Source organism: Paenibacillus sp. XY044, assembly GCF_002257645.1.
In the GTDB taxonomy this organism is placed as follows: Bacteria; Bacillota; Bacilli; order Paenibacillales; family Paenibacillaceae; genus Paenibacillus_AQ.
This window is the reverse complement of sequence record NZ_NQMO01000015.1, coordinates 88,784-111,610: the sequence shown is the minus strand read 5'-3', so window position 1 is coordinate 111,610 and position 22,827 is coordinate 88,784. Positions and strand designations below refer to the sequence as shown.

The 22,827-nt window shown below is 55.8% G+C and carries 18 protein-coding genes and 1 other annotated feature; of the genes, 2 read left to right on the top strand and 16 right to left on the bottom strand.

All coding sequences use genetic code 11. The annotated features are described in order from the left end of the window. Window positions 1-64 precede the first annotated feature (64 nt). Together CJP46_RS34140 and CJP46_RS34135 are read right to left on the bottom strand one after the other, a co-directional pair. Complete coding sequence (locus CJP46_RS34140; protein ID WP_094600070.1) at window positions 65-1,390, bottom strand: response regulator; 1,326 nt, start codon at window positions 1,388-1,390, stop codon at window positions 65-67. Window positions 1,391-1,432: 42 nt separating this feature from the next. Continuing rightward, window positions 1,433-3,241, bottom strand: a complete 1,809-nt coding sequence (locus CJP46_RS34135) for a sensor histidine kinase (RefSeq protein WP_094600069.1) — start codon at window positions 3,239-3,241, stop codon at window positions 1,433-1,435. Between the two features lie 257 nt (window positions 3,242-3,498). Further along, window positions 3,499-3,803 (top strand) — a binding site (T-box leader). Between the two features lie 313 nt (window positions 3,804-4,116). Between CJP46_RS34135 and trpS the strand changes: the two genes are divergently transcribed. After that, window positions 4,117-5,130: a tryptophan--tRNA ligase gene (trpS, locus tag CJP46_RS34130; RefSeq protein WP_094600068.1), complete on the top strand. Its 1,014-nt coding sequence runs from the start codon at window positions 4,117-4,119 to the stop codon at window positions 5,128-5,130. Between the two features lie 128 nt (window positions 5,131-5,258). Here the strand turns inward: trpS and CJP46_RS34125 are convergent, their stop codons facing one another. Beyond that, on the bottom strand, window positions 5,259-6,125 hold the full coding sequence (locus CJP46_RS34125) for a LysR family transcriptional regulator (RefSeq protein ID WP_094600067.1): 867 nt from the start codon (window positions 6,123-6,125) through the stop codon (window positions 5,259-5,261). Window positions 6,126-6,340: 215 nt separating this feature from the next. Here CJP46_RS34125 and CJP46_RS34120 point away from each other — a divergent pair, with 215 nt between their 5' ends. Further along, window positions 6,341-7,276 carry an NADP-dependent oxidoreductase gene (locus CJP46_RS34120; protein WP_094600091.1) on the top strand — a complete coding sequence of 312 codons (936 nt, stop codon included), beginning with the start codon at window positions 6,341-6,343 and terminating at the stop codon, window positions 7,274-7,276. Window positions 7,277-7,865: 589 nt separating this feature from the next. Here the strand turns inward: CJP46_RS34120 and CJP46_RS34115 are convergent. From CJP46_RS34115 to CJP46_RS34055, 13 genes are all read right to left on the bottom strand, one after another. Next, complete coding sequence (locus CJP46_RS34115) at window positions 7,866-9,128, bottom strand: SGNH/GDSL hydrolase family protein (RefSeq protein ID WP_094600066.1); 1,263 nt, start codon at window positions 9,126-9,128, stop codon at window positions 7,866-7,868. Between the two features lie 94 nt (window positions 9,129-9,222). Then, entirely contained in the window at window positions 9,223-10,830 is a 1,608-nt protein-coding gene (locus CJP46_RS34110) for a response regulator (RefSeq protein ID WP_094600065.1), read from the bottom strand. 14 nt (window positions 10,831-10,844) lie between these two features. Beyond that, the gene (locus tag CJP46_RS34105; RefSeq protein WP_094600064.1) at window positions 10,845-12,197 is read right to left on the bottom strand and encodes an ABC transporter substrate-binding protein; all 1,353 of its coding nucleotides are present in this window, start codon (window positions 12,195-12,197) and stop codon (window positions 10,845-10,847) included. A 35-nt stretch (window positions 12,198-12,232) separates the two neighbouring features. Then, window positions 12,233-13,957 (bottom strand): sensor histidine kinase, encoded by a 1,725-nt coding sequence (locus CJP46_RS34100; RefSeq protein WP_094600063.1) that lies wholly within the window; start codon window positions 13,955-13,957, stop codon window positions 12,233-12,235. A gap of 99 nt (window positions 13,958-14,056) precedes the next feature. Continuing rightward, window positions 14,057-14,923: a carbohydrate ABC transporter permease gene (locus CJP46_RS34095; RefSeq protein WP_094600062.1), complete on the bottom strand. Its 867-nt coding sequence runs from the start codon at window positions 14,921-14,923 to the stop codon at window positions 14,057-14,059. Further along, entirely contained in the window at window positions 14,920-15,873 is a 954-nt protein-coding gene (locus tag CJP46_RS34090; RefSeq protein WP_094600061.1) for a carbohydrate ABC transporter permease, read from the bottom strand. The genes CJP46_RS34095 and CJP46_RS34090 overlap by 4 nt, the downstream gene beginning before the upstream one ends. 115 nt (window positions 15,874-15,988) lie before the next feature. Continuing rightward, window positions 15,989-17,335, bottom strand: coding sequence for an ABC transporter substrate-binding protein (locus CJP46_RS34085; RefSeq protein ID WP_094600060.1), 1,347 nt, complete (start codon window positions 17,333-17,335; stop codon window positions 15,989-15,991). Window positions 17,336-17,545: 210 nt separating this feature from the next. Beyond that, complete coding sequence (locus CJP46_RS34080; RefSeq protein WP_094600059.1) at window positions 17,546-17,818, bottom strand: hypothetical protein; 273 nt, start codon at window positions 17,816-17,818, stop codon at window positions 17,546-17,548. A 133-nt stretch (window positions 17,819-17,951) separates the two neighbouring features. Continuing rightward, window positions 17,952-18,812, bottom strand: coding sequence for an inositol monophosphatase family protein (locus CJP46_RS34075; protein ID WP_094600058.1), 861 nt, complete (start codon window positions 18,810-18,812; stop codon window positions 17,952-17,954). A 241-nt stretch (window positions 18,813-19,053) separates the two neighbouring features. Next, window positions 19,054-20,055, bottom strand: a complete 1,002-nt coding sequence (uvsE, locus tag CJP46_RS34070) for a UV DNA damage repair endonuclease UvsE (protein ID WP_094600090.1) — start codon at window positions 20,053-20,055, stop codon at window positions 19,054-19,056. A 36-nt stretch (window positions 20,056-20,091) separates the two neighbouring features. After that, window positions 20,092-20,412 carry a hypothetical protein gene (locus tag CJP46_RS34065; protein ID WP_076175803.1) on the bottom strand — a complete coding sequence of 107 codons (321 nt, stop codon included), beginning with the start codon at window positions 20,410-20,412 and terminating at the stop codon, window positions 20,092-20,094. A gap of 139 nt (window positions 20,413-20,551) precedes the next feature. Beyond that, on the bottom strand, window positions 20,552-21,646 hold the full coding sequence (locus CJP46_RS34060; protein ID WP_094600057.1) for a D-alanine--D-alanine ligase: 1,095 nt from the start codon (window positions 21,644-21,646) through the stop codon (window positions 20,552-20,554). 69 nt (window positions 21,647-21,715) lie between these two features. After that, window positions 21,716-22,726 carry an amidase domain-containing protein gene (locus CJP46_RS34055; RefSeq protein ID WP_094600056.1) on the bottom strand — a complete coding sequence of 337 codons (1,011 nt, stop codon included), beginning with the start codon at window positions 22,724-22,726 and terminating at the stop codon, window positions 21,716-21,718. Window positions 22,727-22,827: the final 101 nt, after the last annotated feature.

The following is a 22,827-nucleotide window of genomic DNA, read 5'->3' as shown; positions in this document are numbered from 1 at the left end:
GGATCATTGTAGAAAAACGGGCTGCCCGCGCACATGTCTAGTTCTATGGAAATGATGGCTGTTCTTACTTCTTCATCTCGCTCGGGCTCATGCCGAAATACTTTTTGAATATTTTGCTGAAATGCTCCGGCGATTCGTATCCCACCCGCTCGGCGATTTCATAGCGGCGCAGGTCCGTGTTCTGAAGCAGGTGGCGGCTCTCCTCCATCCGCAGCTTGATGACGTACTCCCACAGGTTATGCCCGGTAATTTTCTTAAACAGGTAGCTCAAATAGTTCGGACTGACATGATTCTTCTTCGCCACCTCATGAATGGTCAGCCCCTTCTGGCTGTAGTTCTCTTCGATATAGCGCTTCGTGCTCTCCACGATCCGGTTGCTCTGCGTCGACAGCTCTTCCGCGGACGGGTCTTCGGCGTAATTATGCCAATTGAAATCTCCATAATAAAACACATGGTAGTCCGGGTAGTGCCGGCTCCACAGCATCGCCTTATCGGCTTGGCGGCCAAGCGTGGAAAGAAAAGGAATACCCTTCAGGATCTGGCTGATAGCGACCGTGCATTCCAGCCTCAAATATTTGTGGATATGATGATACATGCTGCGGCCGGCCATTTCGAGCTGGCTGAGCTTGTTCTCACCCGTTTCGGCATTCGTCGCTTCGCTCCACTGGATAATCGCATGGATGTCATGATCCGGTGAGTAGAATAGGACCGCATCCCATTCCTGATCAAGCAGCTCCTTCACGATATTCAGCGAGGCGTATTGGAGCAGTCTCCGATCTTTCTCGGTATAGGACGCACTGCCGGAAGAAAGGTCTAGCCTCATTTTGATGACGGCAAAATACGGCCCTTTCAGCCCAAGCGACCGATATTCACCGTTGGTCTCCGCTTCCCCGGATTCGTGGCCCGCTTCTTCCGACAGCAGCCGGTTCAGAAGCTCGTTCTTGCGGGGCTGGGGCTCCTCCATCCGAAAATCTTCATGGGTCACGGTCAAAAGCTCGCTCACCTGCGGCATTCGTTTATCTATTTTGAGCAGCACGCTGCCGACGGTGTCCAGAAACTGCTCGCTGTTCAGCGGCTTGAGCAAATAGTCCTTAGCACCGAGCCGGATCGCGCTTTGCGCGTACTGGAACGTTTCATGTGCTGAAATAATAATCGTCTGCACCCACGGCTTGATGATTTTCGCCTGGTGCATCAGCTCGATTCCGTTCATCTCGCCCATCTGAATGTCGGTGATGAGCAGGTCGACCTCCTCCATCCGGACGATATCAAGCGCCTCATGGCCGCTGCCCGCCGTGTAGACTTGACCGATGTCGAGGCCCGATGCGCTCAACAGCCCGGCCAATCCCTTGCAGATGAGCGGCTCGTCGTCGACGACCAAAATATTGAACATGGATGCTCCCCCTTGTATGTACCTTTGTTTATACCTTGTTTGTCATGAACCGCCTGTCGTTTCGGCGGGAAGCGTGATCGTCACCAGCGTGCCTCCGCCCGGGCGGGCACTGTAGACAAGGCCGTACTCCTTCCCATAGTGAAGCTGAATCCGTTGATGGATGTTCCGGACCCCATAACCGGCCGCAGGATCGTCTGTTTCATTGCTTAAAGTCCGGTTGATGGCTTCGATGTCCACCGGTTTGTAGCCGTTATCGGAAATGCGGATGCGCAGGATGCCTCCGGACGTCTCCGCTTCGATGCGGATCTCGCCATCCTCACCCATATTTTTAATGCCATGAATGATTCCGTTTTCGATCAAGGGCTGAAGCGTAATTTTGGGAATGCTGACCGAGTACAGCGATTCCGGGACGTCGATGCCCACATGGAACGCATAATCGTAGCGGTTCTGCTGCAGCTTGATATAGGCGGTCGCATGCTCCAGCTCCTCCCCAAGCGTAATCAGCTCCCTCCCCCGGCTCAGGCTGATTTTCATCAGCTTGGAAAGGTCCTTGATCATCTCGGCCGACACGTGGTTGCCTTCCATCTTGCTCTTCCAATAGATGCTCTCCAGCGTGTTGTACAGCAAATGCGGGTTGATTTGCTGGTACAACAGCGACAGCTGCGCTTCCTTTTGCTTTAAATCCATATCGTATTTGTAATGAATGAGATCGTTCAGGCGCCGGGCCATTTCGTAGATTGTGGAGATCAGCACGCTGACCTCGTCGTTCCGCCTCCGTTGCGGCGTCTCAGGTACGGCATTCCCCGGCTCATACCGCCGGACGAAGGTGACCAGCTTCTGCAGCGGGGTCATTAGGGACCGCCAGAAATATAAAATGATGATCAGGCCGGCGGCAAAATAAGCGACCGAGATGATCTGGATGACATGCTTCATTTCGTCCTGCTGCTGCAGAAGCGCTTTGACCGGCACTTTGTACACCAGCTTCTGCTGGAGCACGTAGTTATAATCCACGACATAGATAAAATCCTTGGTAATGACGTCCTTGACGCCCATGGGCGAGTTCCCCGGCTCCACTTCCGGAGGAAGGCTGAGCACGCCCTCGGCATTCGGCTGGGTGGAGGTCAAGATATGATTATTCCAATCGGTAAAATACAGCTCGCCCTCCGGCAGCGACACGGTCTTCAGCGATTCGCCGATCCGCGCGTCGACGTTCGTTACCATCAGCACGCCGATGGTACCGCCCTGATCAATGTTATTGATCGCACGGACATAGCCAAGCGTCTTCTGGTCGTACTTGCCCTTGGCCGGCGGGGATAAATGATCGGTAAGCCGCAAATAGCCGTTCCCTTTGCGGGCTACCGCCTCGTCAAACCATTCCGGCTTCTCGGCCTCGCTCGAAAAGAAATAGACCCCAGATTTTTTGGACTCCGGATAATAAGGGGCAAAAAAGTAATGGTTGCCGGGATCGTAGACGTACAGCGAATAGTACAGCGGCTCCCGCTCATCGGTCTCCTGCGAGTACGAGCTCAGCATTCGTTCCAGCCTCTCGTAGATTTTCACCCGTTCCAGCACCGTGTCCTTCCCCGTCGTGTCCAGCTGCTGGACCACCGAATTCTGAAACACCGTCGCCGTCACCTTGTTAACGGTTTCAATATCGCGGCTGATCAGTTTGAAATTTTGCTTGTTCAGCTCTATATAAGCATTGGTCACATGGCGTTTTAAAATCTGGCCCGCCCTGTTGTTACCGTACCCGTTCAGAATAAACACGGGAATGACGAGAACCAGAAACAGCAGGATCATCTGCTGCCTGACGTTCATTCTCGCCAACGGATTGCGGATCCCCCGCTTCATCAGTCATAACACCTCCGGCTTTCTTTCAATATACCAACAATAAAAATGGGGAAGTATGTGCGTTTCTACGACAATCATTCGCGATTGTAAGATATGCCCCGGTAGACAGGCCCATGGGCGATTAGTCCTAGTGTAATTTATTTTCGGCGGGTTGCCAGCAAAATTTTATGGCAGTGTTCCTGGAGGGTCGCGGCGGCGGAATAGCTGCAAATACCTCTTTCTTTCCGCGGAAAAATGAGCTACAATATTCCAAATCCATTTTCACGATGATGAAGAAGAGTACGCGCGAATGCAGCCTTACAGAGAGCCGGCGGGTGGTGCAAGCCGGTGGCGGCGCGCGCGGAAGTGGGCTTCGGAGTGCCCCGTCTGAACAAGAACGCTTCCCAAAGAAGCGGACAGTAGGATGGGCGGCAGGTCCCCACCGTTAACCGGGGCAGGGTATCGAGGAAGGCATGCGCAGTTTCATTTAGCTGCCGGAATCCGTACCTGTTGAGCAGGGCTGCATCCCCAGAGGATGGCGGCCAATCAAGGTGGCACCGCGGGCTAGAGCCCCGTCCTTGGATAGATCTCCGTCTGGAATAATTCCAGCATGGGGATCCCAAGGACGGGGCTTTTTTGGTGTTCAATGCGCATATGGACTGGGGCTTGTCTTGAGGCTTGAACTAAAGGGGCATGAGCTTGAAGCCCTTCCCAAGCATGGCATAGGCGTCTATCGCCGGTCCTTCTGCCCGATCAACCAAACAAAACTGCAGTACTGAAGGAGGTGATGGCCATGGATGATGGCTGGTGGTGGCGGCCCGGGAAAGCCGGGTTACAAGGAATGATGGTATGTACAGTTTGGTACACAAACAAAAGTAAATTCAGGAGGAATAACGATGACACATTCGAAAAACACAAACCCCAAGGACATTGTCCTTACCGGAGACCGGACGACCGGCAAGCTGCATCTCGGCCATTACGTCGGCAGCCTGAAGAACCGGGTGCAGCTTCAGCAGCAGTACGAAACCTATATCATGCTGGCGGACGTGCAGGCGCTGACCACCCATTTTCATACACCGGAAATGCTGGCCGGAAGCGTGCGCCAGGTGGCGCTGGATTATTTGTCCGTAGGCATTGACCCTGAGCGTGCAACGCTGTTCGTGCAGTCGATGATCCCCGAGATCGCCGAGCTGACGGTGTTTTACTCGATGTTCGTGTCGGTCAGCTCGCTTCGTCACAACCCGACGATCAAGAGCGAGGCGGCCGAGCGCGGATACGAGGATCTATATTACGGCTTCCTCGGTTACCCGGTCAGCCAAGCGGCAGACATCACCTTCTGCAAAGCCACCTTGGTTCCCGCCGGCGAGGACCAGATTCCCCATATCGAGCAGACGCGCAGAATTGTGCGCCGCTTTAACGAACTGTACGCCCCCGTCCTGGTGGAGCCGCAAATCATCGTGGGTGAGCGGCTGGACGGACTCGACGGTTCGAGTAAAATGAGCAAAAGCCTCGGCAACGCCATCTCCCTGGATTCCACCACGGACGAGGTCCGCAGCCGGATTCGCAAGGCCCCCACCGATCCGGAGCGCGTGCACAAAACGGATCCCGGCCATCCGGAGGTTTGCACGATTTACGGGTATCATCAGATTTTTCGCCCGGAGGACAGCGGCAATATACACGACATGTGCACCCGGGGCGCGCTCGGCTGCGCAGCCTGTAAGTCCAAAATCACCGATGCGATCGAAGAGGTGCTGGAGCCGATCCGCGAGCGCCGCGCACAGTATGAACAACGTTCGGGCGACATCGACGACATCTTGATGGCCGGTACCGCAAAAGCCCGCGAGGCCGCGCGCCAAACGATGGGCGAAGTTCGGGAGGCCATGGGCATCAACTATTTTTCCCGGACATAAATTTCACGTAAAAAAGGGCCACCGGAAGACTCCCGGCCGGCCCAACTGAGGATATCCGTCCAAGGTGATACGGCAGTAGGCCGCTCCTTGGGCGGTTTTTTGTTTGTCATGCAGAAACCCGGCATACCCTAAAAGCTCTGGACCAGGAAATCCCGGAATTCGCGCGCAGCCTGGGATAAATAGCGGTCCTTTTGCCATGCGATTTGGTACGTTCGCCGGCAGACCGGTTCCTCAATCCGCAGCACATGAAACGGAAAGCCTATGCGATCCACGAGCGTTTCAGGGAAAAAGGCGATGCCTACCCCCGCCCGGATAAAATGGCCAACGGCCGAATGCTCATCCACCTCGCACACGATATCCGGCTCAAACCCGGCCTGCCTGCAAAACTGATCCGTCATTTTCCGGAACGGATTGCCGCTCTGAATGCAAATAAAAGCTTCCCCCGCCGCTTCGCTTAACCGGATGCTGCTGCGACCCGCAAACCGGTGCGATGAAGGCACCGCCAGCAAAATATCCTCCATCAAAAATGAAATTCCCTCGATGCCCGGCTCCTCGATCGGAGGGAACGTGATGCACAAATCCAGCTCTCCGCTTTGCAGCTTATCCCGCTTCTCCTGCTCTCCCGCCTGGGAAATTTGCAGCCGGATTTCCGGATGCATCGCCAGAAAATCTCCGATCCGATCGGAGAAACACTTATGTGTGGTCGTCGCCAGGCTCACCCTGCCCTTCTCCGCTCCCGCCAGATCCTCGAGTTCTCTCCTTCCGTCTTCCAGAGCGTTCAGTGCGGTCTCCACCTTGCGCAAATAGGCCCGGCCAAAAGCATTGAGCCTAATCTTCCGCCCTTTCCGGTCAAACAGCGGCACGCCCAGGTCCTCTTCCAGCCGCGAAATCGTCTTGCTGAGGGCAGGCTGGGCAATGCGCAGCTCCTCCGCCGCACGGGTTATATGCTCAAGCTCGGCGACTTTGCGAAAATATTGAAGCTGCAGCAGCTCCATCGAAATCCCTCCTTATATACTCAAAGCTATTAATAAATAACATTATATATATTTTTTATTATTTATGATCGATTATAGAATAAATACAGGCCGAGGGCGATAGCAAAAATCAGGCCGCACAAGCTCACCACCGGCAGCCATGAAATAAAAAGCTCCGGATTTAACCATATTCAAATACCGAAAGGATGATCCATGTCATGGCAGAACAACGAAAAATGAACGCGGCGGTAATCCGCATGTTTGGTCCGCCGGACGTACTGCATACGGCGGAAGTGCCGCTCCCCATACCCGGTCCCGATGAGGTCAGAGTGCGTGTAAAAGCAGCGGGCGTTCAGCCGTTCGACCTGGCTGTCCGGGAAACCGGATGGGTCCCGCCCGGTCTAAGCATCCGGTTTCCGCAAATTCTCGGCAATGACTTCGCCGGAACGATCGAGCAGGCCGGAGACAACGTAGCGGACTTCTCCGCCGGCGATGCCGTGATCGGCTGGGCTCTGCTGGCCAGCTACGCCGAATACGTCGTCGTTCCCGCCAGCCAAATCGCACGTAAACCGCCGGGCATCCCATGGGCAGAGGCCGGGGCGCTCGCGGCTTCAGGGCAAACGGCCCATACCGCCCTTCAAGAGCTCCGTGTCGGCAAGGGTGACACTGTCCTGATCCATGGCGCCGCCGGCGGGGTCGGCACCATGGCCGTTCAGCTTGCCCGCGCCCTGGGCGCTACGGTCATCGGGACCGCAAGCGAGCGGAACCACGACTACCTGCGCGCCCTGGGGGCCATCCCCGTCGCCTACGGCCCCGGCCTAGGCGACCGGGTCCTTGCCTTGGCTCCCGGCGGTGTCGATGCGGCCCTCGACGCCGCCGGGAGAGATGCGCTCCGCGTGTCCGTGGACCTCGTCCCGGACAAGGAGCGCATCGGCACGATCGCGGACGGCGAGCTTGCAGAGGAGCTCGGCGTCCGCATGATCCGCAGCCAGCGCTCGGCCGCACGGCTGGCCGAGCTGGCGGAGCTATGCGCCGCGGGCATGCTGAAGGTCCACGTCCGTAGGACCTTCCCGCTGGAAGAGGCCGCCGCGGCGCACCGCGAGCTGGCCAGCGGGCACGGCCAGGGCAAGGTCGTGCTGATAATTGGGCAGGTGAAAGCAAGCGGCCGGTAATGAAGACGGCTGTCCAGCCAATTGGCGTATCCGTCGCGGGAGACCGCATTTCAAGTAAGGTCTGAACCGGATACTATCCGATGCCGAGTACGCCGTCTATGTTATGGAGGGAGAGAATGGCCACGCAGGGTCGATCTATGTGCACGGAAGGCTCCCTGCGGAGCCCTCGCCGTTCGCTGAGATAGGGACTTGCCTGCCGGGTTGCGGTGGCAGGAATAGGGCTATGGGCGAAGCCAGGCTTCGCCTCCTCCACTTCTCCGATTTCAGCGGAGCGGCCGGATTCATGCTGGAGAAGCGGCAGCGGCCGCCTAAAAGCTTTCCGCAGGAAAGCTAGCATCGAAAGCATAAGCTGTGAGCGAATTTCGACATCATCGTCTAATCCGGGAAATTCGCGAGCAACAGCGGTCGGAAGCATGAGCCGGACGCGCAGCGGGCTTGCAAAGAGGCTTCGGAGCGATTCCATCAGAGATGTGGGCGTCGGAGAAGATCCCACCAGAGGTATGGGCCCCGGAGCGCCTGCCCTCAGACTTCGAAGCCCCCACAAACAACAAGGGCTCCCCCATCACCGGGGAAGCCCTTCTCGTGCTTATTATGGATTGATAAATGCCGTTCTCAGCTTCGCCACGTACTGGACGTCGAAGCCCAGGCCTTGCGCCAGCGCTGCCAGCGGTACATACGTCTTCGACTCCTTGCCGACCTTGTTCAGGAACGCCGGTGCGCCGACGGCGACCGGTTGGCCGTTCACCTTCACGGTGCTGGCGCCGATCGTAATCACGACCGTGTTGCCCGCGTAGCTGATCGTCGCGCTGGACGTCTTGCCGTCCCACTTGGAAGTGGCGCCGACCGCGTTCACGATGTCCTGGATCGCCACGAAATTCGCGCCGTTCTTGATCACCGGCTTGTAAGGCGTGTTCAGCTCCTTGCCGCCGACGATGATGCCCATCGGCGAACCGGATTCGTGAACGGCCAGCTTGGTGTAGCCGCCCCAGATCACTTCGGAGAACACCTTCGCCATCGCCTCATACCCCATCTGGTTCGGGTGAATATCGCGATCCGCAATGATATGCGTCATCGTGCCCTCGCCGCCGACGAACTCCTTGGCCACATGGGCCACTTTGACATTGACGCCCTGCGACTGATAGGAGGCCGCCATCTTGTCAATGACGTCCGTAAAGGCCTGGGCCGTCTGCTCCAGCTTAGGATACAGCGCCTTGTCGGCGATTTCCGGCATCGGCTGGTACTGGTCGGCGACCACGATCAGCGCGTCCGGATTTAAGCCGTGCAGGTCGTCCAGCACGACCTTCATGCTGTCCGAGTACAGCTTGAACAGCTCCTGTACCCGGTCGGACAGCTGCTGGTCCGTCATCTGGCTCCCCGTCTGCAGCAGCTCGGACATATCGTTGCCGCCGATCGTGATTGTGATCGCGTCTGCGGCCTTCACGGCCGACTGGGTCTGTGAGACAGCCGCTCCGATCTGGGCGGTACGGGGATCCGGCAGGTTTGGCTGAATCGCCTCGGCACCGATCGGCTGTCCAGCTGTGACGGCCTCAACAAAGTGTTGGAGCCCCTCGCTCTTCAGTCCGGCGATTCCCACATTCACCGTTTCCGTCCGGCCGTGCAGCAGCCCCTGCTCCTGCAGTCGGTCCACAAAACCGTAAGTAACGTCCTTCTCGCCCTTGCCGGGCTCATAGCCGACGGTTAAAGAATCGCCGAAGGCGACGATCCGATAGGGCTCTTTCACCGCCGCTTGCGGTGAAGAAGCTGGTGCCGCACCCGCCCCGCTCAGCACGAGGGCCGAGGACAGCAGCGCAACGGACAGCGAACCTATGTACTTGTGAACAGTTCGAAGCATTTCATCACTCCTTATTCAATGGAACAAGCCTCCGGCAGGATGCCAAAGGCTTGCTTGCTAACTTCAGTTTACCACCATTTACCGGTTTGCGGGATTAGTTTTTCCCCGGAACAGCGGCATGCGATTCCCGGTATTCGGTCGGAGTTTGGCCCGTGGCCTTTTTAAATACCTGGGTAAAATACTTCGGATCCTGATACCCCACCAGCGGCGCGATTTGGTACACTTTTACGCTCGTATGGCTCAGCATGTATTTGGCTTTGTCCATCCGGCACTCCGTTAAATACTCAAGGAACGTGTAGCCGGATACCTGCTTGAACAAGGTGCAGAAATGACTGATGCTCAGGTCTGCGACTTCGGCGACCTCCTCGATGCTGAGATCTTGATGGTAATGGTTCAAAATATACTGCTTCGCCTTCTCGACCACGGTGGGCCCGTCTTCCCGGTGCTGGCTTTTCAGGTGATCCGTCAGCTGCGCCGCAAATACCCTTTTGAGCAGAGCGATCGCGTCATGCAGGCTTCCCTGGTCATGCAGCTCATGAATCAGGCCGTCCAGGCGCCAATCGATCTGCGGATTTCCCTGCTCCAGCTGGCGGCACAGGCCAATCGTCAGCTCGATGAGCAGCCGCTCGGCCGCCTCTTTCGGATAGGCTTGTTCTTCCAGATATCCCTTCAGCTCATCCCAGCTTGCGTTCAGGCGCCCCGTATCGAGCGTCCGGATGGCATCCAGCAGCAGCGATTCCAGATGCTTCGGATATTTCAAATCCGGATGTCCGGCCATTTCCTCATGTTCCGTGCCGGCAAACACGCCCTCCTGCTTGGAATAAAAGCGCTGGTACAGCGCCCGGGCTGCCCCGTCATAGGCTCTGCTCAGCTGGTGGATTCCCCGGGTCGTACGGCTGAGGCCAACCGAGCACTTCAGTTTGGAATACGTACGGATCCGGTCGATCATATCGTGGCCAAGCGTGATTTTTCGCGGCTGCAGCACATCCGGGAACAGCACGATCCATTCCCCGCTGTGAAAAGGAAATACCGCCAGGCAGCCGAACTGCTGCGACCACTCCTCCAAAATGTTGCGGACCGCAAACAACCACAGCCGCTTTTCGGCCATCGTCCACCGTTCGCTCAGCTGTTGGTAATGATCGAGATGCACGACGGCCATAAAGTAGTCCTCATCCAGTTCATGGCTATCCAGCCACTCCAGCGGCCCGCGCGGACGGTCGTTGCCCTCGATCCATTCCGCGTACATCCGCTCGCGGGCCATCACGGACAGCACCTGGACCGAATGCAGCAGGCTGTCGCTGGCCCGCCGCGCGTCCAGCCGGGCAGCCGCCCGCTTCAGCATCTCCGTTAATTCGTCATGATCAATAGGCTTCAGCAGATAGTCGAAGGCCCCCTGCCGAAGCGCCTCCCTGGCATATTCAAATTCACCATAGCCGCTGATCACGATGAAAATGCGGCCGGGGTTCTCCGTAAGCACTTCCTTCATCAGCGTAATGCCATCCATGCCGGGCATGCGGATATCGCTGATAATAATGTCCGGCGCTTGCTCCCGGACCAATTCGAGCGCCCCTTCGCCGTTTTTTGCCTCGCCGGCCACCTCGATCCCCAGCTCCTCCCAGGGGATGGCGGCCTTCAGACTCCGCAGGATGATCGGTTCGTCATCCACCAATAGGGCTGTATAATGCCGGCCTGAACCTTCCACTTCTTATCCCTCCTTTATTTCACCGTTGTGCTGCGCCTCAGGTTCCAGTACTGCTGCGAGGAGACGTCCAGCTCCTGCAGCGCGTCTCCTGCCGAAATGTCTCCGTGAATCATCTCTTCGATCACCGCCAGAAACGATTTGTTCACTTCCGGGGACAGCATATTGTCATAAGGAACGAAGGTTTGCGGATACTGCTCCATCAATGCGGTCACCTGCGGAAAGACCGGCCCGGTCCGCTCCGCGTCAAAAGGAATGCGCATGGACGGAATCCGCAGTCCCTCGTACACGATCCGCTCCTGCACTTCCGTCGTGTATAAGCTCTTCATCAGCTCCAGAGCCGCCCTTTTCTGCGCTTCCGTTAAATTGGAAGATAAGCCGATCCCGATCGTATAACCTCCCGCAAGCGACTTGGAGCCGCCGGGCTCGAGGGACGGGAACGGAATAGCCTTAATATCGTTCTGAAAATCAACCGGCGCCCGCTCATTATGAAACAGCGTAATGTCCCAGTTGCCATTTAAGTACATGCCCGCTTTGCCGTGGCTGAACAGGTCGATCGCTTCTTCGGTCGAAATATCGTTGGGATGGGGACCGAACGCTCCTTTTTCCGCCCATAACTCGATCTGGTTAAATGCCTTCAGATAGGCAGCATTTTGAAAGGCGGCGTCGCTCTTTCCCTCGACGAGGTTCTCGATCATTTGCGGATTACCGTAGCGGTCCATTAAATAATGGGCAAAAATGGCCGCCGGCCAGCGCTCCTCGTTGCCGAGGGCAAACGGGATATAGCCGTGCTGCTGCAGCACGTCCACCGCTTCGTTTAATTGGCTTAACGTTTCCGGAATGGCGATGCCGAGCTTGCGGAAGAGCGCGGCGTTTACATACAACGGCTCCGCATTGCCTTCAATCGGCAGGCCGTAGACATGGCGGTCGAAGGTCCACAGCTTCAAATCTTTGAACTCGTTCTCCAGGTGGTTGCCGTTCACGAACTCCGTCAAATCGAGCAGCCGGTTCGACCTGACGTACGGCTCCATCTCGGCACCGCCGAACAGGACGAACATGTCCGGTGGCGTACCGGTCACCATCTCGCTCTTAAGCTTCTGCTCCCGGTGGATCGTTTGATCCATCCCGTCGAAATTGACCTTGACGTTGGGATGAGCCTCCTCAAACTCGCGGACGACATCCTCAAAAATGTTCAGCATCGGCCGGTCGTGCTCGCTGATCCAAAAATGCCGGAAGGTCAGCGTGACTTTATCGGTGGCGTCCTCTTCGATCGGCTCATGGTTGGCATGCGCCACCACGACGACCGTACCGGTCAGTATGACCGCATACAGGAGAACCCAGCCCCAGCTTCGCAGTTTTCTTCTTAACATCCGTCTTTCTCCTCCTTTCCCGGACGCCCCCGGTGCTATGGCATAATTTTCGGCACCCGGATTCGGACGATGGATCCGCCGCCGGGAGAGGAGCAAATGAGGATGCCGTAATAGCCCCCGAACCGGATCCGCAGCCGTTCATGGACGTTCTTTAAGCCCACACCACTGTCATGATACTTGTTCGATCCGGCGGACTCCTTGTTCCAAATGCGAAGCAGCGACTCCGAGTCAAAGCCCGGCCCGTTGTCCGTCACGTCGATGACGATGTCCCGGCCGGCTTCATGAGCCTGAATGCGGATATATCCTTTGTCCTCCATCGGCTCAATGGCATGGTACAAAGCGTTTTCAACAATCGGCTGAACGATCAGCTTCTGGGTCATATACGATCGCAGCGTCTCGGGAATGTCGATTTCATAGTCGAACCGGTCTTCGAACCGGTATTTCTGAATGTTCAAGTAATGGCGCACATGCTCGAATTCCATATACAGCGGAATGAGCTCCTGGTTCTCGCTGATGCTGATCCGCAGCAGCTTGCCGAGGGAAATGACCATTTTGCTGATATCCCGGTTTCCGGCCAGCACCGCCATGGAGTTGATCGACTCCAGCGAGTTGTAAATAAAATGGGGATTGATCTGGGCCACCAGCGCCTGCAGCTCGGCTTCCTTCTTGCGTGTCTGCTCCGTCTCTACCTGCTGGATCAGCTCCTGGATCTGCGAGCTCATCCGGTTGAAGCCGTCGATCAGCAGATCGGTCTCATCATCGCTTTGCGTGTGGGATGTGATGGGCACGAAGATGCCCTGCTTGACCCGCTTCATGCCGTTCACGGCGCTGATAATGCTGCGGACCAGCCTGCGGATAAAAAACTGGTCGAACCAGAGTGCCGACAGCAGGGAAAACAGTCCTAAAATAATGGCGATATTCCGAATGGAAACGGATTCAGAACGAATCAGCTTCAGCGGCGTCACCGCAACCAAATACCACTGTTCATTGTGAGAGGGCAAAAAGGTAATGAGCGATTTCTCGTGATGAAAGGAATCTACGTAATAGTCCTTTGTCTTCGTGTACGTGCCTGATAGAAAAGGAAAAGCTATGTTTTCCCCGATCCGATCCCCGGATTTGTTGAACACGACGCTTCCCTCTTTGTTCACCAGCAGAATGTCCCCGTTCTTCAGCGTCGCAGCTTCCCAGAATACCTGATCCAAAATATCCGGCTTCACATAGATGACCAGGTAGCCAATCGTCTCGAGCGAGTAGTAGTCCTTGATGACACGGGCATGAATCATGACCGGCCGGCCCGATGCCGCCGAACCGTTCTCCCCCGGTCCGGACCATACCGGACGCCCTTCGGCGCTCAGCATGGACGCATACCAGGTTTGCTGCTTCAAATCGTCGAATGACATCGGCGCATTATACTGATAGATTAATTGGTTTGTGGAGTACAGACTGAACGAAGAAATCATCGGGTGGTTGATCAGCAAATTGTTGATCTCCTGCCTGCGGTCGTACGTCACGCTTACATCCGGATTTTTCAGAAACTGCTGAATGACCGGCTGGGTAATCGCCGCATTGGAGACGGAGTTGATCTCGTTCAAGGCGAACTTGAGCTTGCGGTCCGTCTCCAGCAGCGAAATCCAGTAGAAATTGTTCGACTTCTTCTCCATGGCGCTGGAAAAGTTGTAATAGGTGACCACGCCCATAATGATGACCGGTATGAACACCAGAAGAATAATAGCCAGTAATATTTTGCGGCGGAGCTTCATGGCATTTAGGTCCTCCTGCCTCCTGCTTCCATGTCTTTAGATCTATTCATTCTTCATGGCATGAAATAATTCCTTCGTGTCTGACAGATTTTAGGGGAATCAGCTCTTGATGGCCCCGGAGGTCAAACCGGCAATGACCCAGCGGCTGAAGAGCAGGAACACGATCAGGAGGGGCAGCGTCGCCGTAAACGTCGCGGACATAACCATGCCGTAATCAAGCCCGTCGCGGTTGGAGAACAGCTGCTGCAGCGCGATTTGGATCGTAAAATGCTCACTGTTCTTCAGCACGACGAGCGGCCAGAAGAAGTCGTTCCAGACGTTCATGAAATTGAGAATGCCCAGCGTCGCCATAGCCGGCGTAATGACAGGGATCGCAATGCTCCAGAAAATCCGGAAATGCCCGCCGCCGTCGATCCGTCCGGACTCGATCAGTTCGGAGTGGACCGCTGTGGAGATATACTGCCGCATCCAAAAGATCCCGAAGGCGTTCACCATCGCCGGAACGATCAGCGCCTTGTACGTATCGATCCAGTGCAGCTTCGCCATGATGATATAGGTCGGCAGCACGCTCAGCTGGGTCGGCACGAACAGGGTCGCGATCACGAAATAAAAGAGCGCATTTTTCAGCGGAAAATCGTACTTGGCAAAGGCGTATCCGGCCAAGGTGCAAAAGAATACCACCGACACGGTCACCATGGAAGAGACAAAGAGCGAATTGAGCAGCGCGCGAAAGAAGTCCGTCCGCTCCAGCACCCGCTGGAAGTTGTTCAGAAACTCGCCGCCGATGGACAGCATCGGGGGAATATGAAATACCGCGCCGCGGTCATTCGTCGCAATGACGAACATCCAGTAAAAAGGAAATATCGAGACCAGCGCCCCGATTACGAGCAAAATGTAAAACAGCGTTTTGCCGATGATTCCCGTATCCCCCGGCGTCCGGGAAGAAGCCGTTTGAAGTGAACTCATGCCTTGCCACCCTCCGTATCTCCGTTCATCCGTCCCGAAACCCACATGTTAATCATGGAGAAGATGATCGTAATGATAAACAGCATGACCGCCGTGGCCGCCGCCGTACCGAAAAATCCGTTGCGGAAAGCTTCGCTGTACAAATAAGTCACCATCGTAATCCCTTCTTGGCGGGTCGATCCCGTTCCGGACTGCCCCAAATAGACGTACGGTTCGGTGAACAGCTGGAGCGCGCCAATGGTCGAGATCAGCGTTACGAAGACGATAAACGGTTTGAGCAGCGGCAGCGTAATGTAGGCCAGCTGCTGGCGGCGGTTCGCTCCATCGATGCGCGCGGCTTCGTACAGGTCCATGGGAATGCTCTGCAGACCGGACAAGAAGATGATCGCGTTGTAGCCCGTCCAGCGCCACATGACCATGGTGGAGATAGCGATTTTGACGCCCCACCAGCCGGAATTGAAAGCCACGCTTTCCAGCCCCAGGCCGTTCAGCATCCAGTTGATCATGCCATTGTTGCCGAACAGGGTGCTGAATACGAGCGTTACGGCCACGATCGACGTAATGTTGGGCATGAAAAAGAGAACCCGGAACGTCTTCTTGAACCGGGTCATCGCCGAGTTGAGCATGACCGCCAGAAGCAGCGCAATAATCAGCTGCGGGACGGTGCCCATGACGCCCATGATGAGCGTATTGCCGAACGAGATCCAGAAGGTCGGATCACTCGTGATGAGGTCGTAGTTTTTCATCCCGACGTATTTCATCGGTCCGAGCGCGTCCCATTTATAGAAGGACAGATAAATCGTAAAGAAAATCGGGTACAACCCGAAAATGGCGAACAAAATAAAAAAAGGCGAAATAAACGTATAGGCTGTAATCCGGCTCCGCCTTTGCTCCGTCAGAAAAGGCTTCTTGCTGCTCCGGGCCTGCGAAGCGATTACGGTTTCTGCCATGCTGCACCTCCGCGGTTCTCATAGGATCATCCAAACCCGCCAAGGATGGCCCTGCGGCCGTCCTGACGAGTTTGGATCAGACCTCAATACTTCAACAATCGGATTTCTGAAAATGTTAGCTGCGCTCTGCCAGCGTTTTGGCTTTCTCGACGGCAGCGTCCCATTCTTTGGCCGGATCGGCTTTTTTCTCGAGGACGTTTTTCAGCGCATCCTTGAAGAACGTATCCGTCTGGTCATGCAGCGGGCCGTAGTAGACCGGTTTGACGCGCTGCGCGGCTTTGCCGTATTCCACGGCCGTCGCCTGACCGCCAAAGAAGTCGTCCTTGAAGCCGGTGAAGGCTTCATCTGTGTACAAGGCAGGAATCGAAGGCATCAAGCCTTTGGATTTGAACGATTCCAGCTGATTCTCCTTGCTGTCGAGCCAGGCGATGAATTCATAAGCTTCCTTCGAATGCTTGCCCTGCTTCGGCAGCGTCAGGAAGGAACCGCCCCAGTTGCCCGCGCCTTCAGGCAGCTGCGTAATTCTCCATTTGCCGGAAGAGTCCGGCCCGTTGGTCTTGATGTTGCCGGCCATCCAAGCCGGTCCGAGCATGACGCCGAATCCGCCGTCGTTGGTCGCCTGACCCCATTCCGGAGACCACAGCAGCGTATTGCCGATCCAGCCTTCCTGAATGCCTTTGACCGTAAAGTCATAGGCTTTCTTTACCATCGGGTTTTTGTCGCCGATGAAGGAGCCGTCCGCCTTGCTGAAATAGATTTCGCCATCGGATTGGTCACGAACGCCGTTGTAAACCAGATCCGTCAAGTCCGCAAACGGCTTGCCGGTTTTCTCTTTGAACTGCTTTGCCACGGCCGCGAATTTATCCCACGTGTCGATCGCCTTGCCGAATTCTTCCGGATCGGTCGGCAGGCCCGCTTTTTCCATCAAATCGGTGCGGTAGTACACAACGGTCGGACCGATGTCGGTCGGAAGCCCGATCTGGAAGCTGCCGTCCTTGGACGAGCCCTGCTTCCATTTCCAGTCCAAGTAGTTGCCGGCGATATCTTTAGCCCCTAAATCGTTCAGGTTGTAAAATTTGTCTTCCGCCGTGATGAACCGCTCCATGAAGCCGATCTCCAGCATGAAAATGTCCGGAGCACCGGATCCGGCGGACAAAGCCGTCGTCAGGTTGTTATGGTGCGCGGTCTGGTCGGATGTGTTCTGGAATTTGATCGTAATGTTGGGATGCTCTTTGGTGTATTCTTTGCCGAGCTCCTCATAGTTGGTCGTGCCGAGCGACCAGAAGGACAGCTCGATTTTCTCGTCCGAGCTTGTCTTCGAGGAATCATCCGTATTGGTGGCCGCCGGCTCCGCCGTTCCTTCCGCTCCGCTGCCGTTGTTGCTGCCTCCGCCGCAGGCGGACAAGGAAATCATCATGATGAGCGCAAGCAGCATGACCGGCCATTTCTTGCCTTTTCTCATTTTCTAAATGCCCCTCTCGAAAATAGGTTGTTTTACAAGGATCAGTCTACCGGATCGCTATCCAAATTTTGAGGAGGCAATATTGCGATTTAGGGTTGAAATTATTACGGTGGGGATAAGGCTAAAAACAAAAAAAGACCTGGCGGCCGCGCTGCCGAATCGGCAGCTGCCACACAGGTCTACTCTGAATTGATTAAACGACCACGTTCTCTACGATTCCTTGTCCTCGAGGGACTTGTCGCCGGACGATCCGTCCCCTTCGGCTCTATTCATATATTTATCATACCGGTCATCAAGCTCCTTCGCCATGCCCCGGTAAATCTTCGTCTCTTCCACGATCGGGTCCATCTTCGTCTGAACCCGGATTTCATATCTCGGAGAAATGAGCTCACGCTCCTTCTCTTCACGGTTTTGCTGCTGCTGCAGCTCGCCTTCGGTCAGCATGTCACTGAGCTGCCGCTCCAAATTGTCCTTCTCACTCATGGGTTGACACTCCTTTGCGCTGTACCGGTGGCCTGCCACCGCGTGATTAAAATCGTTTACTTCCTTTGTTTGGTTACCCTGATTCATGCCTAATGAAACAGCCCGGGGATCAGGCCAGCTTCTGAATCTCTAATTATTCGCCGGTTCCCTTCGCTTCCTTCAATGCGCCGACCAGCTCCTGCTGGATCAGCCCATTGGTGGCAACCACATGGCGAACGCCCAGATGATAAGGATTGCCAAGCGTGTCCGTAATGCTGCCGCCGGACTCGGTGATCATCAGCGACCCCGCCGCCAGATCCCAGGCGTTCAGGCCGACTTCCCAGTAACCGGTAAGCCGCCCGCTGGCAACATAAGCCAGATGCAGTGCCGCGGAGCCTCCGGAACGGATGTTGCGTACCCGCGGCGCGAGGTAGTTGAGCCCGGCCATATTTTGCGGAAGCGTCGTATCTCGGCCTACCGGAAAGCCGGTTGCAAGGAGGCTCTCATCCAGCGTTCCCTGCGGGGATACGGACATGCGCTTGCCATGTACATAAGCGCCTTTGCCCTTCTCGGCCACAAACATTTCATCGCGTGAAGGATCATAAATGACCCCGACGATCACTTCTCCTTTATGCGCAAGAGCAATGGATACGGAAAAGAACGGATACCCGTGAACATAGTTCGTCGTTCCGTCCACCGGATCCACAATCCACAAATATTCCTCGTCCAGCGCTTGCTCAAGCGCTTTCTTGGAAGCCTCCGGTCCGGGCTCGACCCCTTCCTCTCCAAGAAGCGCATGATCCGGAAAATGAGTGAAAATCAGCTTGCGGATCATTTGCTCGGCGCCCTTGTCCACTTCAGTGACCAAATCCGGCGCTCCGGACTTGGTATCCAACTGTTTTACCGTGCCCAGTTTACTCTTAATCCATTCGCCGGCTTTCGAGGCGGCGTTAATCGCTACAGCCGTAAAGCTCTTGCTAGTTACGACGTATGGTACCTTACCCTCTTGGTTCAAAGCATTCACTCTACTTTCTGATTAGATCTGTACTTTGGAACGGCCCCGACCGCGGGCGGAGCCAAGATGACAGGTTTACACAACTCCCGTCCCCGTGTGGATCAGCTGATGCGTCATACCGCTGACTCTATCTTCTAAAACTATACGTATAGACTCCGGCAAAGTTTCGCCCGTTTCGGACCGGGTAACCGATTTCCACACTGGCCCCAAGGGTTATGCCCCGTATGAAATCCCCCTAAAACTAGGGAGTCATCTCGATACTCGCACCATCCAGAATACGCACCCCGTCACCCTTATATGCCTGCAAATCCTCCATCAGCTTAAACAGAGCCCCGTCCTTGGCTTTGGCTTCAATCATGACATCCACGGCAGGCGTATCCCCGGCAATTTTCCGTAAAAAAGTAAGGAGCGGTTCCATCTCGACGTGATCGGCATGACCGCGGGGATCCGACTCGCTCTTGGGGCTGGAAACGTGAATTTTCGGCGGAAGCGGCTTGTCCTCCGCGGCATCGGCCTGCGCCAGCGGCGTCGACCAGGTCTGCAGGATGTCCGGCCACAGCTCCCAAGGCTTCTCACCATCATTATTGACCCATTGGTGGTGAATATCCAGTACCATCGGCAATCCGACATGCTGGCAGACCTTAAGCGTCTCTACGGCCGTGAACGTCTTGTCGTCGTTTTCCAGCGTCAGCCGCTGCTTGATACTCGCGTCCAGTCCGGCAAAATGCTCCTCAAACCGCTGCGCCGCAGCGGTTTTGTCGCCATAAGCTCCGCCGATATGTATGTTGTTCTTCGCTGTCGCGTTCAGTCCCATCGCCTGGAGCATCGTTACATGGTGGCGGAGGTCGCGGATGGAGCTCTCGAGCACCTCGGGCCGCGGCGTGCTGAGAACCGTGAAATGATCCGGGTGAAAAGACACCCGCATGTCATGCTCCCTGACGTATTCGCCTACTTCGGCGAACGGCTCGCGGAGCGCCTCAAATGGATTCCAATCACTAAGGTCCGAATGAGTCGCCAGCGGAATCAGCTTGGAAGAAAACCGGTACACGTGAATTTTGCTGCCATGGTTATGCTTCAGCAGCCGCAGCGTGTTATGCAAATTTTCGGCCGCGATCCGCTCCAGCTTGCGGATGGCCGCCTCCCGGTCGTTCAGTTTGGTGAAGCTGGCCATCGTCATCGTTCTGGAGGGGGACGCATCTTTAATTACGGTTGACATCGCCACATATCCGAAACGGACCCTCATCATCGGCTTCTACTCCTCTTGGTTATAAAATCATCCTTAAGAAGTATGTTCCCCAAAAAACATTTCATAAGCCAAATCGGTCTGAATCCGCGACTCTTCATCGGTCAGCTTGCGGATGAGCTCCATTTCGACCTCCGTGACCTCCTGCCCCTGAAAATTGATCTCGGCGATGCAGCCGACGATCTTAACGATCGCCACCGCCACGTTGTTCGGGGTATAGGCAATCACCTTCTGGCCGGTCGGGAATACGCGGAAGCCCTGCTTGACCATTTTGCCGCGTCCGTATTCGAGCAGCTCGTACAACTCTTGGTCGCTCTTGAACTTGCACACGGAATTGAACTCGGTCTGGAAACCCATCATTTCATCTCCTTCTCCTGATTAAATGGAAAAGGTACCCGGCCTGTACTGCAGAGCCGGCCGGATACCTTATATTGTGTTGCTGTAACGTATAAACCTGCTCCTGGCGCCGTGAACCTAAAGCTTCTGCAGCGCCATGCTAAATGTCGCTTGCAAAAACCAGCGACTGCTTGCTGTTGAACCGCTCCAGCGCCAGCTCGATCATCCGGTCCAGCAGCGCCTGATACCCGAGGCCCGTTTCACGCCAGAGCAGCGGATACATGCTGTATGGGGTGAAGCCCGGCATCGTGTTGACCTCATTGATGAAGATGGCGCCGTCCGATTTGCGGATAAAGAAATCCGCCCGGGTAATGCCGCTGCCTTCGATCGCCTGGAAGGCGATCAGGGCGAGTTCGCGCAGCCGGTCCGCCGTCTCGGCGTCCAGCGAAGCCGGAATGACCATCTCGGACTGCCCATCCGTATACTTGGCTGCGTAGTCGTAGTAGTCGCTGGAAGAAATAATTTCACCCGGCACGGATGCCATCGGCTCGTCATTGCCGAGCACGGCCACTTCCACTTCGCGCGCGTCCACAAATTCTTCGACGATGACCTTGAGGTCATAGCGGAAAGCAAGCTCGATCGCCTGCTCCAGCTCCTCGCGGTTTCGCGCTTTGGAGATGCCTACGCTCGATCCCAAATTCGCCGGTTTTACAAAGCATGGGTAGCCAAGGTCGTCCTCAACGCCCATGATCAGATTAAAGCTGCTGCGCTCCCATTGCGTTTTCGTAAAATAGCGGTAGCCGCATTGTGGCAGGCCTGCCTGCGCAAACAGCTTTTTCATTACGGCCTTATCCATTCCGGCTGCGGAAGCCAGGACTCCGGCGCCTACGTAAGGAATATTCGCCATTTCGAACAGACCTTGGATGGTTCCGTCTTCCCCATAGGTACCGTGAAGTAGCGGGAACATCAGGTCGATGCCTCCCCCTCCGCCGTACAGCCTGCTGAAAATCGTTCCCAGCGCAGCTTCCGTTCCTTCCTGGCTCTGTTCCAGCTTCAACTGGTCCAGCTTGCCGAGGGGAGCCTGCAGCGTCGTCCCTTTTCTCCACTCGCCCTGCTTCGTAATATAGAAAGGAATAAGTTCGTATTTATCGTAATCAAAGGCGTTCATTACCGCAAAGGCCGTCTGCAGCGATACCTCGTGTTCTCCTGATTTACCGCCGTACACAAGGCCTACGGTTGTTTTGTTGTTCCCCATGCCAAACCTCTCTTTTTCCTAATGATTGCAGGTGACCTCCTGCCGCTGTTCATATACCATTATAATGGTTTAGAAGTAGTCCGGGATATGTAAAAAACGGTATACGGTGTTCTCCGACCAGGCGTAGGAGTCCTTGTAGTCCCAGAAACGGTGCTTGCTGCTGACCGTATGAGCGTTAACCAGCGGGCTGCCGCCGGCGTCAAATGCCGTGACGATCGTGCTGTGCTGGAAGGAGCCGTCGCCGTCCCAGTCATAGAAAATGACGTCGCCCAGCATAAGCTGCTCAGGCCGTTCCACCAACTCTCCGCGGAGACCCCAGCTGCTTGACGACATAAAGGACTGCAGCGCGTTCGAAACCGCCCAGCTGTAGCTCCACCACTCTTTGCTCCCGACATACCCTTTGTACCACCAACCCGCTTCTCTTTTACCAGTATAGTGGATCGGAGCCCCCCCTGCAAAGAGGCATTGCGAGATGTAATTGGTGCAGTCTACCTCAAATACGGCAAACTCCGGATTGCTGGACTCCCACCACTCGTCGGCATAAGCCGCCGCTGCTGCGCGGTTGTAGCGCGATGTTTTGCGGCCCGGACCGCCCTGCAGCACCTCGGCGTTCAGGTAAGGCTTCGACCCGCCCGTGGCATAGGCGTAGGCCGGCTGCCCGGTATGCACGGCAGGGATGCCGGCGGCCGGGTGCTTCTCCGGCGTCAGCTGCTCCACCGACACGATCACCCAGGCGTCCCCGTCCCGGATCAGGCTCAGCCTCTCCCGCTGGATCATTTCCTCTACATGGTTGACGCCGCCCTTTTCGTAAAACAGCTGAACATACAGCTGCACGTCGATGACCGCCTCCTCCGGGGTATCGCGGATCGTCCGCAGCAGCTTGGCCCTTGTCTCGCTGCGAAGCGGCCTTGCCCCCCTTCCGGCATACCATTGTGACAGCCGGGAGGCCCGCTCTCCCCTCGCCAATAAATAAGCCGGATCCGTCACGACCTGATCTGTATGTTGTGACCGGTAATCGATCTGATGCTGGTTGTATTGATTGACGTAGGTGTACAGTGTCTGCTTCCATTCCTTCTCCATTCCATGCATTCCCCTTTCACCCGTTTCGTTAACCCGAATCTAATGCTCGGCTGCGTATATTCCACTATATGAAAAAAAAGGCGGACCTATGAACCTTGGTC